Source organism: Citrobacter amalonaticus Y19, from assembly GCF_000981805.1.
GTDB lineage: Bacteria > Pseudomonadota > Gammaproteobacteria > Enterobacterales > Enterobacteriaceae > Citrobacter_A > Citrobacter_A amalonaticus_C.
Map to the genome: position 1 here is coordinate 71,191 of NZ_CP011133.1, position 16,923 is coordinate 88,113.

Consider the following 16,923-nt stretch of genomic DNA (forward strand, 5'->3'; position numbering starts at 1 on the left):
CAAGAAAGTGTTACTTGTTCTCGATAAAGTTTTTGAGGCCTTGTTTTGGTGAGCCGAGTACGTAGGAGCCGTCATCACGTACAATGAAAGGGATCATGCTGACACCTAGTATCTGAGCCGTAACTTCACGCCGAGCCAGAGCCTGCATATCGCAGTTCTTTACCTGGTCGAATTTCTGAGTGGAATTGCCGCTGATAATTGCGCGGTCTGCGCGGTAGCGGTCGGAAGCACAATACAATTCAATATTTCGCTGCTGGCTTGCCGGGCCCAGAGCTCCGAGCGACAGAACGCTAACGGTGAATTCTTTCGGGTCGAGGTCAGCAAGTGCTGAAAGCGGGGCTGCACAGGCTTCACAACCAGGTGCGGTAAATATCATGACCTTTTTAGGCCCATCGCCCCATACGGCTGGTCGCAAGTCCGCGATATTCAGGTTCAGCTCTTTCATCGGAATGATGCTGGCGTTCTTGGTTATTTCACTCATGGTGGTCAGGGGCTTTTTAGCCCATGTATCATAGAGCGTCCCCTGAATAACGAAGCGGCCATTTGAAGACAGTAAATTAACTTTCCCATCAATCTCTAATGCGATGATGCCGTTAGTCGGAACGACAAAACGTTTTACTTCCTGCGAATTCTGAGGAATGTTCTTGAACGCCTTTTCATTGAAAATCGTGTCGATATTCCCAGTGTTTGTTTTTACTGTATCGGCGAATACAGAAGCTGATGCAGAAAGTGCCACCAAAAGTGCCGCAGTCGCGACATGTTTGATAAAGTTCATAGTAACCGCTCCAAATGAGAGAGGTTTCATTTTTACATATTGATTTATTTTGCCGCAGGAAAAAGGGCTGCAAACTGCCCCCAAAAAAAGGAAGTGGTTAAATGTTAATATTGGTTTTGATTACTCAATTAATCCAATTAAAAAAGGCCACTAAAAAGTGGCTTTTTTATTCATGCTTAATTATTATTGGAAGCCAACCGCAAATCCTGCACCAGCGCCAACACCACCGGCTGTATCTGCCGACATGCTAAAGCGGACGTTTACTTTTTCGTTGATAGCGTAATTCGCACCGCCCGAAATTGCTCCCTGATCCCTGTACGCACCCATTGCCATGCCAAAACCCGAGACGTTATTGAGGAAGGGAATAGAAGCAATAGCAATAGCGCTCGCTGAGCCTGCTTTTGCTCTTTTATCATTACGGTCAACCGTCTTTTTAAGGTCAGAGAACTTCTGGTTTGTGTAGCTATTGGCTGAAGCCAGAGTCTGGCGGTCACCGTCAATCCGCGACTGGCGCTCAGTATCGACAAGGATATCAGTTCTGGAGTTGATGACAGCTTCACGGGCATCTGTATGACTGTTTGCACTTAGCAGTGTTTGAGCATCCCCAGTAACCCGGGATGCGCTTTCTGTTGCAATAAGACTATCAGTTCGGGCGTTAATCGACACTTCGCGCTCGTCGGTATAAGTATTAGCATCCGTTGCAGCCTGGTTATTGTCGTTACTGCTACCAGCCCCTGTACCGCTTCCTGTCCCGTTGCCGTCCGTACCGTTATTGTCATTTCCTCCGGTAATAGGTGGCGTTGTGTTAGAACCAGATCCAATGGATGAGAGGTACGAACTGATAGCACTATCGGTGTATGCCTGAAGCGAACTAACCGAGTTCATGAGCTGGCCATAGTTCACAGCATCATACCGGCTGGAACCATCTGCTACATTAGTCAGCGTTCTTTGTACCGTTGATGACCCAAACGATACTGTATCTGCGCTATTGGAGATCGAACCGTAACCAATGGCAATACCACCATTGGAAGCCGATGCGTAATTACCAATAACGATTGCGTTATCATCGGAAACAGTATTGTAGTTACCCAGTACGATTGATTCATCTGAATCAGTAATGGTATTAATCGTCCCGATTGTGATGTTGCCGAATTTAAAAGGCACGGAGGGGTCACCAAATGGAGACGCTGTAATATTGTTAAGTGAACCTATTGTCAAAGCATAGGAACCACCACTCAATGTGTTGAATGTGCCGATTATTGAACCTGCATAATTAGTAACAGTGTTTCTTGAACCGAGAATTGCGCCCATACCTACAGTATCCAGATCGTTATAACTACCCATGACCTGTATTGCACTTCCTTTTATCTTGTTGCTATACCCCATTATATCAACGTTAATGCCATAAACGTCATTAGCACTGCCGAAAATATTTAATCCTTGTAAATATGTACCAGTATTGTAATTACCATATACGTTAAAACTGTTTGCATAACTAGACCAACTCAAGCTTGGATCATATGTGTAGTCAAGTTTATTATTATTACCAGTTATAACGTAGTTTGATAGACCAGTTATAATGTTATAACTACCATTAACGCTTGACGGCCCATCAGGTACTTCGCATTCGTCAGAATGTGTACATTGAGATAGTCCAGTAACACTATTCTCATCACCAATTACAGTAACTTTGTCAATTTGGTGTTCATCAATTGTGTTATCTGCATAGGCAGCGGCACAATGAAGTGCCAGAACAATAGCAATATATAATGACTTTTGTTTCATGTGCTTTACCTTTATCAGTGATGGGTATTAAAAAGACGACCAAGGAATACAGCACATAAAAAAAAGTAGTACCGGTTATACCGGTACTACCGGTCAATTATTTAATGTAACTCCCTTTCTGAGGTGGTTGCGATGTCTCACCCTGGGATTGCGCTGGTACAGCGGCAACCGGTGCAGACATCGGTCTGATAACAGCAGTTGACGTGGCACTATTTCTTGCACCTACCTCCCAACGACGCGGCTCAATCTCGGTATAGACGTAGCCAGGGACGTTAAGGTCACCATCTGCGGTCTCATAGGGGTCAACCAGCACCCGCATGACGATAGATTGTGTTCGGATGGGTTGAGGATCAGCAGCGGTAGCAGGCACAGGGACGTATCGACCACCATCGGCAGTATTCCGTCCACCGTTCTCAGCTGTAGTGCGAAGCCGCTTAACCTCCACAGGCTTTCCCGAAAGTTGGTTTTCAGATGCGGTGTCAATCTGCTCCTGATAATCATCTCCATCGGTCAGGGCATACACATCTCGGACATTCATACATGTGACCGAATTGGGCATTCCCTTGCATCCATATTCATCGTTCTGGCCCAGTAGTGAGCAACCCGACATCGCAAAACCGGCACTAACTAAAAACAATGCCGATACAATTTTCTTCGTCATCATTTCTTGCCCCCAACGGTTTGAGTTTTTGAAGTAACACGTGTGAATTTCAGCATGACCCCTTTTTGCACAATAAAATCAACACTACGGCCTGGATCAATTTCAATTACAGGGAAAAGGTCACCGGCCATTTGCATATAGAAATCGGCAAGGCGATTCAATGCGCCACCTACGCCAGAAACAGCTGCGCCCTGGAGTGCGTCAGAGCTCATAACCTGCTGGTATGGAGTGGAATCGCTGCTATCTCCATCGCGTTTAATACTGATTGTAGGAATGCTCTGGACATTAAAGAGCTGAGACGCTGCCTGTAGGAAGCCTGCGGTCAGGGCTCGCGCCAGGTATTGCCCTTGTTTGGTAACCAATCGACCACGAACGCCTGATTTACCATCTTCACCAACAGCGTATGCTACGAGTGGGGCTTCAAAAACCGCACCGTCATCCCGAATGCACGTAATGACTTCCGACCTGAAATAAGCTCTTTCGGAAGACAAATCACCGAACCCAGCTGCAAGCATTCCGCATTCGCGTATATCTGCCCGGAAACGGTTTGGAAGAATTGCATCCTTTTTCACCCTGGCCAGTGCCGGGTAAGGGTCTTTTCGTGCATCACGAGATGTTGGAGCATCCATCCCCGCAATCAAAACAGTACTTATGATCGACGTTGCAGGAAGGTAGGTCTGGTTCTCGGGGTTATCATCTTCGTCAGCAACGGGGGCGGCTTCAATATCTTCCTGTACAGTGATAATTTCAGGAGTTATCTGGCTTGGAACTGCTTTGCCATCCTTCCCTTTCTGCTGTCGCTGGTTTGCTGCGGGTTCCGGTACGACTGGGGGAGCCGCATCTTCGTATACGCGCTGTAATGTTTTCCCGTTATTGAAACTTCCTGAGTTTCTGGGCGTAACGGAAGGGGCTGATATCTCTTCAGGTTTATATAGAGTTGGGACGTTACGTTGGCCGTTTCCAGCCAGTGGTGTCGCTCCGCGTGGCTGTTGTGAGTAAGGCACAGGGTTAGAGACGGTATCAACGCGTTTCTTAATAGCGGCAACCTCAGCGCCTGATTTTTTCTGGCCGTTCTCCAGATTGCTAAGTCGCTGAGCTGTCTGGTCAGCACCATATTTTTCGGTTAACGCTTTAATCAGTTGGCCTTGATCTTTAATTGTCTTGTCGAGTGCGCGAATTCGCGCCGCAATAGCATTCTGGCTAACCCCATTGGTATCACCATCGGTAAGGACGCTGGCAATCACTTTTTCTTGTGGCGCTCGGTTTCGGGGGCCAGCTGAGTCAGGGATGACCAAGAGCAAAAAAAGTACGGCGAAAGTCATTACGCCAGCCCATAAAACCCATTTTTTATGCTTTGCTGAAATTGAGGCCCATTTCTCTTTTAAGGGGATAAGCATGTTTTTACTCCGCGAGTTTAGGGCGCATGGAATCGTTAGCTTGTTCGTTTGGCTGGATGTTGCGGATAACGAAGTAAGCTTCAGTTCGCTGGCCAGGCTGGAGAGTGTTGCGACTCCATAATGCTCTTGCTGCAAGCTGAGGATGGGTGCAGAGTGATTCATCAACCATTACCGTTGATGAACCAGTGTTTTGTGCAACCCCGATGATGACACTGAATTGGCTACCCTGAAGATATTGGCCATTACTGAAGGAGTAACGAATCTGATCCTGGTCAGTACCCGTGCGGAAATTACAGTTTGGGATCCCAACGCCGGAAGAGAGATTACCCAGGGAGTAGCCAGGGGGGATGTCGCCAAGCGCGATGGTTCGCATTATGTTTCGAATGGTCTCGATGTAGTTATCTTTCTGTTCCCATCGCTTGGCTTTAACTTCACTTCCACCAAAACTGTTATATCCAGCAGTAATCACACCAGAAGCTCCGGTGGAATTCAGCTTGCGCGAAAGCATAAGGGAGGCCTGAACAGGAGCAATTTTCTGGGGAACTAACGATACGGAAATCGCAACGCTTTCGTCACCTTTCTCGCTGATATAGAGACTTGCCGGGTTACTGTCAGCAGTTGACACGTAGAGGGCATTATCTTTGACGGTTACGGTCACACCCTCCTGTTTTACCTTCTGAACAACAGGATGTTCGAATGGCGTAACGAGCCGGTTAATCTGGTTAATAGAGATCGGAACCAGGGTATTAACGCCCGGTGTAACGATGTACTCCAATCGAGATGGGATGACCTCTTTAGTCAGTGGAACCGGGCTGGCAATGGCAGCAGGAACTGGTTGAATATTACGGCCATCAATAGCCGGTTCATCAACACCCGCGTTTGTGTCATTTGCTGGTGGCGTGTAGTTGTCAGGGTAAGGGCGTGTTGCCGTACTGAGCATTGCCTGGGTCGAGGACGCTGGTCGAGAGGCGAGCTTCGCAGTAACTTTTGGTTGTGCCTGGGCATCAGGCTGTTCAAAAACCATCCCTTGATCAACCGACATTTCCCCCGCAGTTACATGGGCCGCTAATGTGGATGACACGATAAGCAACAGGATAATTGTATGTTTACTATTCAACATTTAGCCCCCCGATAAGTGGCAACGCTACGTTCATTTTTAAATTGGCAATTACCAATCAGAAAATTCATTTCGGCACATCCGTTTTGTTTACTGATTGCTGGTTTATAAAACTCCGGTTACTGATTTATATCTCCGGTAATACAACTGACGAAATTATGTCAGGATGTTCTTGCAGCCGATGACCTCTGGCTTTGGCCTTTGTGTTTATCTTGTTCACTTGGCAGTAACGGTTTGCCACTCTTTATCTCAATGAACGTAATAATCGGACGGTAGCCTTTTACGTTAACAGTAATCTCGTAATAGACCGGTGTGGTCGATGGTTTGCCGGTGATACCTTCGAGAGTCTGGTTGCCGGTGACATAAAAAGTACCAACTGCTAACGGGTCAGTGATAACTCCGACAGGATTGAAAGAAAGCGAGATTCGGTCGCGCTTAATTTGGTCAATCTGATCGTCCATTGCTTTCATGACTTTTGTGTAAATTGAAGCGTCAAGAAAGGGGCCGATCGAGTTTTTGAGTAGATCTAAAGTAGTCGGGTTAGCATTTCCGAAACTGTCAGCAATATATAACGCCCAGGCTTTCATGTAAGAGCTGCTGGCGGCTTTCTCATCCAGCCATGCTGTTTCGGTAAGGTTTGGCGGAATAATGGTGATGGGTTGTGTTTTGGCAAGCAGAGCATAACCAAGTACAAGGTTAGCCAGAATCATCGAGGCAGCGATTAACTTGAAACTCTTGTTTTCTAACTGAAGTCCAACTAATCCTTTTTTGAAATTTTGGATATTCATACAATAAACTCCCGATCGAAGGATTCAGGTACAAAAGTGCCACCACCGAATGTGACTCCGAATTTCCAGTAGCATAGGTGCATAAAATATTTCTCAGAGGCTCGCGCCAGAAAACCACCGTATACACGTGAAACAACTACACCCAGAATTATCATCGGTAATAATCGTCCAGTGATAATTCCAACCGCGAGTGCTACGAAAAATGGCATGGCTTCATCGACAGACCAGAAAAATAACTTTGGTGGTTCGTCAATCGAGTGAGAAATATAAACTGGTTCCATGATGACCTCTCATATGATTTTTTTCAGATTAATTGACGACAAAATGCGGCTATTTCTGACCAGAGCCAGCGAGCTGAGCCATCATCTGCATAAGGCCAGCGCCATCAACTGCGCCCTGAACAATGGCCGACTTATCTCCATAAACAACAATGTTTGTAGGGGTCTTTTGAATACCAAGCTGACCGGCTTCATGAACGTCGTCGGCTATCTTGCTCGACGGCCTGGCAGCATTGATACATTCAAGTAAGCGGTTTGCGTCTAAACCAGCTTCGCGGGCGATTTTGTCTAGGGGGGCGCTAAGACCGTGGCCGTCAGATTGGCTGTAGTGGAATAATGCTTTAGATAACTGGAAGAAAGATGGATTTCCTCCTTGCTCAACAGCGCACTCCGCAGCTAAAGCTTCAGTTCGTGAAGCCTGCCCGTGAACAGGAACATGTTTGAAGACCATCGCAATATTCCCTTGCGATGAATCCACGAGATCCATCACGATAGGGAAATGTTGTTTGCAGTAGGGACATTCAAAGTCGGAATACTCAATGATATAGAACTGAGCATCCGGGTTTCCGTAAATACGTTCATTGTCTGTCGAGGGGGCATAGGCGGTATCGGGTTTATTGCCAGTCCGATAACCGACATTAGATTGCTTCTGGGATTCAGGCTTAAGACCTGCCGCATTCATGTATTTTGCAAATGCATCCAGTAGCTCACTTTTGTTGTTGACTACGGGTTGGTGGGTCTCTGCAACAATCGCCAGGTCATTCAGGAGTTGAGACTGTTGGTTAATTTGGTAGGTAAAGTACGCCGCAGTGGTTGCCATAATAATGAGCGGAAGACCAAATATAAGAGAGTTAAAAATGTTCTTTTTCATTTGTAGCCTCTTGATTGCTGCAATTGTTCCGGCGTATAGATTTCGTTTGGCTTTTTGACTTCGGCTTGAGACGCCTCAGCTGCTTTCTGCTTTTTAAGATATGGCAGTATGATTTCAGCCATGTCTTTGTTCAGGACATCCCGTGACTGGGGGTAAGTAGCAACCGTAATCTTCTGATTGAGGATGCGGATTTTTTCCGGGACATCAGAAATTAGTAAATAGCCAATCATCCCTACGGTAAACGTCAGGCAGATCAGGGCAGAAAGAATAAATGGTTTTGAATTAGTCATGCGTCACCTCGCACAGCTAATTTAACAAACAAGAAATATTGAGGATAAAGAAAAGCACCGCAAATTGAGGTGCTTTTCTGAAAGTTAAATGCGTTTTGGCAGGTTCGAAATAAGTAGAGATGAACCTATAGGTATCATCACAATCATTATGAGCGCCCCGATCATTGGAGGCACGGGTAACGGTATAAATAGTGATAGCAGAACGCTATAAACACCCCAGCCAATTAATACCATGCTACGTCGGTTAAGAAACGGGCTGGCATATCCAAAATTATATCTTTTTGCCATCCATCGCATTACGCCTGCGAACAGAGATGGCATGATGACTACGGTCATGTACGGTAACCAGTACATGTCCAGTGTCAAACGATACATAATCATGTAGAGCCAATAGTTAAGGTTTTCGGCAATGTTCTGGAATAGGCCAATAAAATACTTCAGCGGCCCGCCGTGGTTAGCCATGTCGCTTGGGGGAAGCTGGTAAAAATCCTTTAGAGCTTTATCAATCCCCGTATTTACAAATGTTTCCGTATAATTGTCACGCGCCTTTTGCAAAACCATAATGAAATCTTTATCACCGATCATCTTGTGGCCCCAGGCTATTTCCTTAAGTGCATTAGACTTGAAATATTCGACCGGGAAGAAGACAGAAATAAAGAGCAGTATCGCCGAGCTCCAGATGATCAGCGTCTTTATGGTCTTAGGCCACTTCTCTTCATTCAGCTTATCAGACATTCGACCTCCTCAATTCTGGCCTTCCTCCCCGCCTGGATCATTAGTTCGTGAGTAAGCTTCCTCGGTAGGTTTATCCGTGAAGTGATTTCCTGCAAATTCAAAGCGAATTGAAGTTCGCGGCTGACGAATAAGCCGAGCTCAATGATATAGATAGCAAGACGTTCCCAGTCATTTAGCTCCTCATCGATGTCCTGATGATAAGCCTTGATGGCTGAGCTCACGGCTGCACCAACACGCTCTTCATGCGCAAGCGTTTTCAGCAGAGCTAGCATTCGCGCAGTGATGCCGTCAACACATGGCCAGATCATGGTTAACCCGTCATATGAGGCGAGATCATCTTTACGCTTTAATAGAGTTTTTGTTTTAATCATAAAGACCCCTATGCGCTAATACGTGATTTTTCACCACGAACTTTCTGTAATCGTTCGTAGGTAGAAAGGAACTTTTTAGCCAATTTTCTGATGCTGATTAGATCGGAATCATTCTTTGGCATTAAAATGATAGGTACTTTGCCTTTAACAATTTTGTTTGCTTGATTAATTGCCATAAATTCTAGGTTTGGTAACCAACCTAGCAATTGGGACTGGAATAGCTCGCCTTCTTCCTCCATCAATCGTTCCCCGACACTACCAGTAATCTGCTCAGGATCAGCGCCCGCGCTAGAACCATGACCACGCATAATGTATTTAAATTTTGTTGGGGGGACGCGCTTCATAATTGCTTCCTGGGCTTCAGGGTCTGGTGTACGCAGCGCCGTAAAGTGGTTGGTATTGGTAACAACCTGCTTCATTTTGGCTTCTGACCCGAGGCGGGCTTCGAAGTCAGATGTTGATTGCGATGAAATAAATAACCGGAAACCAGCACCACGGGTTTTATTCAACATTTTAATGACCTGGTCGTTGATTACCTCTGCTGCTTCATCTATCAGTACCATTACTGAAGCCAAGTCCTGGCCACCAGGTTTCAAAAAGTTGTATACCGTAGAACTGACCGATGTGATATCGGAAAGGAAAATCGAACCCACAGCTGAACCCGTTTCTGCATCTGCAAGTGAATTCAACCCTAAATACAACATACCCCCGGTAGTGATGATATCCTGAATGTTAGAAATTGGGCGCATGTCATTCAGTTCGTCCTCATCATTACTGTCAGGGGATAATAGTTCTGACATAAAGCCCTGGGTTAACTGGCTGAGAATAGGCATTACGTTCAGAATCATTTTCTGGAAGTGTTCGCGCTGATGGCCGAACATATCAATTCCCGCCTCAATAGAGGTATCACCTTTCCCTTTATTACCCTTAATATCATTACGATAAATATCAGCACAAATCTCAGCAATTTCTTTTGGCCCTTTAATTTTAGATGAGTATCGATCAATCTTCGCCTGCAAGATGATGTCAAAATCCGATTCACCTAATGTCTTATGCCCGAACTTAGTGATTGCCAAAATCAATAGCGATGCTAATGAAGAGATATCAGCGCTTAGTTGTGATTTGATATTACGGAGTGTTGGTTTGATTTCACAAATCTTCATCAACTCAACAACAGTAGTCAATGACATAATACCAAACGATACAAACGGGTCACTCGTACTGTCTGCTCGTTGAATAACCGATGTGATCCTGTTGGCAACTTCACCGGCCTGCGTGTAGTTAGTAATAGGAGAAATTCGAGCTGACTTCTCTGGATGAGCTAAAGAAACATAATTATATTTTGACGACCGATCTACCAATTCGAGACAAAACTTCATCCATTCTGCGAGCTCTTCGTCATTTTTTGGATCTATGAGAATAAGCGGTTGTTTTTTTAGTGCAGCTTGAAGAATAAGCAGTTTGAAATATGTTGTTTTACCTGAACCGGTTGTACCAGTTACCAGAGTATGCAATGTTAAAAGCTCTTCCGAAATACCGACCCATTCGGTTTTCTTACCAAGCGCATGTATCCAACCGAGACCCATGAAATTTTTTGGCGGCTTAGCTATAAATTTCTTGATATCACGTTTTATCAGCTCTGAAGCCAGTTGCCCTTCATTTTGCCCCCACTCAAAGCCCTTGCCGATAAGATAACTTTCAGGCTCACGAATCATCTGTTTTATAAATGATTTCATGTCCATGACGAGCGGTTTAGGTTTGCGTTTGAGTCGACGCTTATGAGTGTATATATCCCATGCCGCAGGGAGACTACGTATGCCATACGCGGCTTGTACGGCAACAGAAAGATAGCAGGGCAGTGATGGCATATTAAAAAGTGTATTAACCCCGATAGTGGCGGCTATGCCAGCTGTCCAGCCAAGAAGCTCAAGACCTTCAAAATTGGTGCGCCAACGTAAGTTATATTTCCACTCACTCATCTTTATCCACCATTTGATTATGCATTCTTTCACTATTAGGAAGAATGTAGTCAACACCGGTCTTTGAATAGAAATCAAAGTGCATAAGCATAATTTTTTGCAATTGAGTAATATCAATGCCGAGTTCATCTGCAATACGTCGCTTTAAGGCAACGCTTATGGCAATAACAGGCTCTCCAGAATAGGTTCGCTTCAACATACCTTTTGAAATCATCTCATTACATAAATCTGTAATGTCGTAATCTTTATCTGAAACATCAGTTAAAGCAGAGTAAAGCAGATGGTTAAACTTCCCGTCCATCAGCAAGTCGATATCATTATTAAGTTCTTTTCTGAGATAAAAGCACTTCTGAGTACGGTGAAAATAATACTGGGCTGGAGCTTCCATAAACCTTTGCCATAACCAGTTCGAGTCCTGAAGTAGCGCAAAATTACGTTCGTCAAAATCTTTATCAACAGTAATGATTAAGTGGCCTGATTCAATAAATAGGTCGTTTGCGTGGTCGGCAACATATTTAACGAGAAATTCTTTTGCAGCTTCAAGACCAGATATGTATAGCTGGCTGAATTTATCGTAAAATTTAACATTAGCCGGTACGTTGTCTGATGTATCCGCATGAGCCGAGTAACCATAATCGTTATCAGCTTTCACGTCATCCTGCCACATGGAATCATAATCTTGGTATATTGAATAATCATCTATTACCTCACCAGACTGTATGCCGGTGTCGACAGCATCCTGGTGCAGCTGAATTTCCTTTATTGCCTGCCGGGTAGGTGAGCGCGTGGGCTGATCGATTTCATCGCCTGAAGTTGGTTCGTTGCTATTATACGCGTTGATCATTGAATGAAACTCAAGAGTTTCGTTCAGAGTTTTATGGTTTGGTTCTTTTGTAAATGAACCGGGTGCAGAGAACTCAATCTCTGTTTGTGCTGATGCCAGGGTTTCTTTGAGCGAAAGACGGCGTTTGGGTTCATTACTCTCCGGTACTGGCTTTGGTTCATTAGCTTTGAGCTCATTTGGCTCACCGCTGACCACCGGCTCAGTTGTTGGTGAATTAGCGCCATCCTGACAGTCATTTGGATATTTGGGACTGGTATGTCTTTCCTTAACACGATTGTAGTCTTCATCAGAAAGCAAATTGAGCTTATGCAACAGTTCGTGGGCGTTTTCCGGCGTAACCTGTCGGTTTCCAAAAATACTCGTCAGTGGCGATTCCTGTTCTTCATCAATGATTGTCCCACCCTGTAAAACTGAGGGATCGACTTCCTTCGGTATCCCGGCTGACGGAACAGGTTTCTGTCCAATGTAGGGTTCGCTTTCGACAAGTTTCGGCTGGTTTGGCCTCCCGGTCAGGTATTCCACCCATTTCCCTTCGATACGGATGCGGCTGCTGCATGGTAGAGGGTCAACAGTATCGACAAATAGTACTTCTGGAGATATCAGAAGGATGCAGCTCAGCGCCACTTTAGGGTCTTTGCTTTCTCTTGAGCTTTTATCATTCAAAATATGAGGGGCAATACGCCAGTATGCCGTGTCATCGTCCTGGTGAACGTTTGGTCGACAGAGATGATAACTCAGCATCAGGTCAGCCAGACTGTTCTGGGTTTGTGGAATAACAGAGCCGGAGTTCCTGACAGTCTCAATAATATCCTTGACCGCAACACCCCAGACGATGAATACGCCATAGGTAGTCACCCATACAGGGCTTCCTGGCTTGTTCGGGATCCAATCACCTTTTTTCAATCTATGGCGCATGGCATCAACAACCCGCTGAACCGCAGGTACGCCTGACTGGCTTGCACGAATCGCATCACCGGCGTATTGCCGCATATCATAGTTAACGGATGCTGAATCTGCGGCCTTAATGGTAGTGAGAATTTTGTTTTTGACGTCCTGACCACTAAGCTTTTCTGCATTGAGCTGCGCACTGGCATTCAGTGCCCGGGTCAGTTCATTGAAAATATCATTCCCGCCGTTGAGCAGGTAAACATGCATTTCTTTTGGCATGATCATCAACAGCATATTGCTCGTGCTGGAGGTGTGCTGACGGTGACGGCCTGGTTTCCATACAAGATAGTATCTTTTTACGTTGTTCTCTTTTGCCCAGATATGGATTGGTTCATGGCCTGGTGGCCAGTGAATTTTCCCGTCTTCGTTCCATACTTCAAAATCGGTAAATGGTTTCCCGAGGTCATGAAGTAGCCCACCAGCTGCAACTGCAAGTCGCCATGCTAATGCCCGATTTGATTTATGTACGGGAACCGCCATTGAATCGAACTCAATGTTTTTAGAACGCCGGATACACTGGAAACACACTTCTAATGAATGACGTAACAAACCGGTTGCAGCACGGTGGTGATGGTTTTCAGATGCAGGGAAGAGATGAACAAAGTTAGCGAAATTTACCAGCATTGGAAGAATAAGCTGATTGAACTCAGAGTCCCTTATATCCAGCTCTCGTTTAATCGCCATCACAAGCGGTTTCTGGTAATGACGTAATACGTACTCACCCGGTACTTGAGCCGGGAATCCGATTTCGCTTGCCGGATAGCGCATATTATCTCGTGAAGAAATGAGTTTTCCGATTTCTTCATCTACTGACGTATCGATTTCGTCACCGAATAGATCAGTGGTAGCCTTTTTGTTATCAGGCGAAAAGATATTCAGAACATTTTTAATGAGTCTCAGCATTAAAATATTTCTCCGGTTAAGTACCTTGTAAGTTAACTGATTGAGAGAAAATTCGTGCTGAAAAATGACGACGTTTTGTCTTCATAAAACATAACGTCAAGGGCAGGAAATTAAGATAATGACGTTGCTATCCAATTGGAGACTAAGCGATGAAATTGGCTAATAAAATTGTTTATCCCCTGCTGGTGGTTATTACCGGCGTAATCACCAGCGGTTGCAGTGGGTCAGGTAAACCTCAACGTACTTACCTCGACGAAACGCGCAATCTTCCGGCCAGGGCCGAGTACCCTTACCAGTATCAGTACTCAGAATCCTGGCGTAGTACTGAACGCGGTGGCGCGGCGATACGTTACCCAGGGTATGAGCACACGCTCGTGAGTCCGTATGCAATCAATGACCCATCAGGGAAGCGATATGTGGCTCATGACAATTACACCCAGGTCTTGCTCACTTCAGTGGCTAATACAAAGTATGCCAATGGGCCGCGTGGCACGTTCACCCAGACCCCAGCATTTTGCGGGGAAAATACCTTTCTCCTTCCTAATAACACACAGAACGCCGGCAGGGCCGAATACCTCCGCATCAAAGATAAATACTGCTCAACACCTGGTTATCGGTTAAGTGCCCACGAATTAAGTGTGCTTTCCAGTGGAGAACCGGAAGAGCTGCGGAAATATCGAATTCAGATGCAGATCGATAACCAACAACCTAAGTCCTAATCCATCTAAAACGCGAGGGTACAATGGATAAGCAGAGAAACGAAAAGTGCAGTTCTGGAAATAAATCGGTTTTTGCCTGGGCCGGGGGAATCGTTGTTGTAATCGGAATGATCTGGTTGATGGTAATTAGTTTTATCACGTACAAGACCCAGGTGATGACCAATCAACTGCTGGATAAAATGAGCACATCGCTGGCCACGAATCCCGTGGCTCAATCGGGAGCAAAGGGAAATCTTCAGGATGAAGTAAAAGATGCTCTCAAGTCTATCGCCGACCAAAAGCTCGCTGAAGAACGAAAGGCACTCTATAAAGGCTGGGACAAAGCAAATAAAAATACTGATGGCCGTTATATCTATGGCGAGCCGGGCGCTCGGTTTTCGCTGATCAACTATGAAGATCTGGAGTGTCCATTCTGTAAGCGCTTCAAAGAAACACCGAAGTATATCGTTGATACCGCGACAGCCGGGGCCGTAAACTGGGAGTGGCGTCACTACCCAATGTCATTCCATGAGCCGGTTGCATCGAAGGCCGCAGCTGTTGCTGAGTGTATTGCGGAGCAGAAAGGGCCGAGTGCTTTCTGGGCCGTTACTGATTACTGGTTTAACCATACTGAAACGAACGGTAAAGGTTTTAAGGATGCGGACAGTATCCCAGCACTGTTTGAGGTAGACCAGGCGAAGTATGATACCTGTATGGGCAGTACTGAAGTGATTAAGCGCATTAAGCAGGATATGGAGGCCGGTTCAGTTGCCGGTGTTGATGGTACACCAACAACGATTGTGCGTGATAATGTCACCGGTAAAGAAGTGTCTGTTGTAGGCGCACAACCCTTCTCAAAATTCGTTGAAGTGATCCAGGCTATGGTTACCGATTCTCAGAAAGACACATCGGGCGAAACCTCACCGTCCCAACCAGAAAAATAGAAATAAAAAAGAGCCCTGAATTAAACCAGGGCTCTTTTTCAAATTATCACCACTGAAACATTTCGATCAATACGACTTCGGTATTCTTCTAATAACTCCATTAATGAAGTATTGATGTTTACTGATTTCTTCGTTCTGGTAATGGTTACGTACAGCAGATTTAACTCATCAATAATTACTTCCCGAGGCTTCTTCATCACAACTGCTTCTATAATGGATGGGAAGTCGTCATTGATAATGACATGGTCAAATTCCTTTCCCTTCGATGTATGGGCCGTGGTAACGAGTAGGTCAGCTTCCTTTTCTGTTTTGGCTTCATTCATCCTCATGGTCTCAACCATCCCGGGGATATCAGCATACACTTCCATTAGCTTAATAGCCCGCACCATGTCCACGTCCTTAGTGGTTTCCGCGATCTCATAAAAATTTGCCCAGTTACCGTATTCCATAGCGATACGGTTATTTTTAATAGCGGCAATGTTGCCTGTTTTCAGCGCGTGTAAATCGAGGAGCTCATCGAGACGGTATTTGGATATACCTCCGTTCCACATCACCCGCTTACCCAACATAATCGCCTCGTAGGCAGATTGTATGACTCCCATGTAGGTACGGCTGATGATGGCGTAAAACTTTTGATCCAGTATCGCAGCTGGTTCAACGATAGCATCAAGACTACCCAGGCCTACCAGGGGGAAAGTTTCTCCCTTCATTGACAGCACAACGTTGGCCAGGGCTGCAACAAGAGGCCCAAACCGAAAGGATTTAGTCAGGCGCATAACCTGAGCCCCGTGGCCCTCAACAACCTCAAGGGCGTTTTCTGCGCCGCGCCACCGGTTAATCACCTGGTGCTGGTCGCCGACAAAGACTTTGCAGCAGTTGTTTCTCAGAACGATATCGATCGTTACCGGATTTGCATCCTGCGATTCGTCGAAGAGAATGACATTGTAAAACTGGTCAAGGGCTGGGTTCGATAGCTGGAACAACTTGAGGATGGTATTCGGTGAGCAATAGGCATCGTTGAGCGGATCAGATTGCATTTGCCATGTACGTTTTGCTGCACGTAGCGCTTGATCCAGCTTGCTTTGAGATATTTTATCGGCCTTACTTAAATCTTTAAGTACGTGTTCGGTGGTAATATCGTGTTCATCTGAATTCATAAAATGGGTAAGCCCGTTTATTGCAAGCTTAACCACTCTCCAGTCCTCTTCATCCATCATAGCGCGGTATTCGCTCACGGATATAAATTGTCTGTATTTATGAGCAAAGTGCTTGTAGCGAGCTGCGGCTAAACCATGAGATGTTTTGCACTCGACGTTTTTGGGAAATTTCTTTTTTGCATCGTCCTTAATCGCTTTATTAAAGACGATATAGAGTATTTTGAGTGAAGGGTTTGCGTCTGCGAATTCTTTTAGTGTAAAGGTCTTACCAGACCCTGCGTATGCCTGTACTGAAACAATACTGCCAGGCGTGGGTTTGAAGCCAATGATCACGTTCTGTTCATCAGTTACCGGCATCAGAATTACCTTTATGTTAGATTTC

At 45.4% G+C, this 16,923-nt stretch carries 16 protein-coding genes; 2 read left to right on the plus strand and 14 right to left on the minus strand.

Features of this window, described 5'->3' with window-relative positions:
- Nucleotides 1-10 precede the first annotated feature (10 nt).
- The 13 genes from F384_RS26550 to mobH all read right to left on the minus strand — a co-directional run bounded on the left by F384_RS26550 (nt 11) and on the right by mobH (nt 13,742).
- Nucleotides 11-775: a DsbC family protein gene (locus tag F384_RS26550; protein ID WP_007372229.1), complete on the minus strand. Its 765-nt coding sequence runs from the start codon at nt 773-775 to the stop codon at nt 11-13.
- A 183-nt stretch (nt 776-958) separates the two neighbouring features.
- The gene (locus tag F384_RS26555) at nt 959-2,560 is read right to left on the minus strand and encodes a YadA-like family protein (protein WP_046498937.1); all 1,602 of its coding nucleotides are present in this window, start codon (nt 2,558-2,560) and stop codon (nt 959-961) included.
- Nucleotides 2,561-2,657: 97 nt separating this feature from the next.
- Complete coding sequence (gene traV / locus F384_RS26560) at nt 2,658-3,224, minus strand: type IV conjugative transfer system lipoprotein TraV (protein WP_008786645.1); 567 nt, start codon at nt 3,222-3,224, stop codon at nt 2,658-2,660.
- The gene (locus tag F384_RS26565) at nt 3,221-4,618 is read right to left on the minus strand and encodes a TraB/VirB10 family protein (protein WP_046498941.1); all 1,398 of its coding nucleotides are present in this window, start codon (nt 4,616-4,618) and stop codon (nt 3,221-3,223) included. The genes traV and F384_RS26565 overlap by 4 nt, the downstream gene beginning before the upstream one ends.
- A 4-nt stretch (nt 4,619-4,622) precedes the next feature.
- Nucleotides 4,623-5,738: a type-F conjugative transfer system secretin TraK gene (locus F384_RS26570; protein ID WP_226991692.1), complete on the minus strand. Its 1,116-nt coding sequence runs from the start codon at nt 5,736-5,738 to the stop codon at nt 4,623-4,625.
- Nucleotides 5,739-5,896: 158 nt separating this feature from the next.
- Entirely contained in the window at nt 5,897-6,523 is a 627-nt protein-coding gene (locus F384_RS26575; protein WP_046498944.1) for a TraE/TraK family type IV conjugative transfer system protein, read from the minus strand.
- The gene (gene traL, locus F384_RS26580; RefSeq protein WP_046498948.1) at nt 6,520-6,804 is read right to left on the minus strand and encodes a type IV conjugative transfer system protein TraL; all 285 of its coding nucleotides are present in this window, start codon (nt 6,802-6,804) and stop codon (nt 6,520-6,522) included. The genes F384_RS26575 and traL overlap by 4 nt, the downstream gene beginning before the upstream one ends.
- A gap of 49 nt (nt 6,805-6,853) precedes the next feature.
- Nucleotides 6,854-7,672 (minus strand): DsbA family protein, encoded by an 819-nt coding sequence (locus tag F384_RS26585; protein ID WP_046498953.1) that lies wholly within the window; start codon nt 7,670-7,672, stop codon nt 6,854-6,856.
- Nucleotides 7,669-7,962: a hypothetical protein gene (locus F384_RS26590; protein ID WP_046498956.1), complete on the minus strand. Its 294-nt coding sequence runs from the start codon at nt 7,960-7,962 to the stop codon at nt 7,669-7,671. The genes F384_RS26585 and F384_RS26590 overlap by 4 nt, the downstream gene beginning before the upstream one ends.
- Before the next feature lie 84 nt (nt 7,963-8,046).
- Entirely contained in the window at nt 8,047-8,697 is a 651-nt protein-coding gene (locus tag F384_RS26595) for a DUF4400 domain-containing protein (protein ID WP_046498959.1), read from the minus strand.
- Nucleotides 8,682-9,068, minus strand: a complete 387-nt coding sequence (locus tag F384_RS26600) for a hypothetical protein (protein WP_046498962.1) — start codon at nt 9,066-9,068, stop codon at nt 8,682-8,684. Before F384_RS26600 ends, F384_RS26595 begins: the two co-directional genes overlap by 16 nt.
- Before the next feature lie 8 nt (nt 9,069-9,076).
- Nucleotides 9,077-11,047, minus strand: a complete 1,971-nt coding sequence (gene traD, locus F384_RS26605; protein ID WP_046498965.1) for a conjugative transfer system coupling protein TraD — start codon at nt 11,045-11,047, stop codon at nt 9,077-9,079.
- Nucleotides 11,040-13,742 (minus strand): MobH family relaxase, encoded by a 2,703-nt coding sequence (gene mobH / locus F384_RS26610; protein WP_046498968.1) that lies wholly within the window; start codon nt 13,740-13,742, stop codon nt 11,040-11,042. Before mobH ends, traD begins: the two co-directional genes overlap by 8 nt.
- 149 nt (nt 13,743-13,891) lie before the next feature.
- Here mobH and F384_RS26615 point away from each other — a divergent pair, with 149 nt between their 5' ends.
- Both F384_RS26615 and F384_RS26620 read left to right on the plus strand, forming a co-directional pair.
- Entirely contained in the window at nt 13,892-14,461 is a 570-nt protein-coding gene (locus F384_RS26615; RefSeq protein WP_046498972.1) for a hypothetical protein, read from the plus strand.
- A gap of 23 nt (nt 14,462-14,484) precedes the next feature.
- Complete coding sequence (locus tag F384_RS26620) at nt 14,485-15,384, plus strand: DsbA family protein (protein WP_046498976.1); 900 nt, start codon at nt 14,485-14,487, stop codon at nt 15,382-15,384.
- Nucleotides 15,385-15,422: 38 nt separating this feature from the next.
- Here the strand turns inward: F384_RS26620 and F384_RS26625 are convergent, their stop codons facing one another.
- Entirely contained in the window at nt 15,423-16,898 is a 1,476-nt protein-coding gene (locus F384_RS26625) for a 3'-5' exonuclease (protein ID WP_046498978.1), read from the minus strand.
- Between the last annotated feature and the right edge of the window lie 25 nt (nt 16,899-16,923).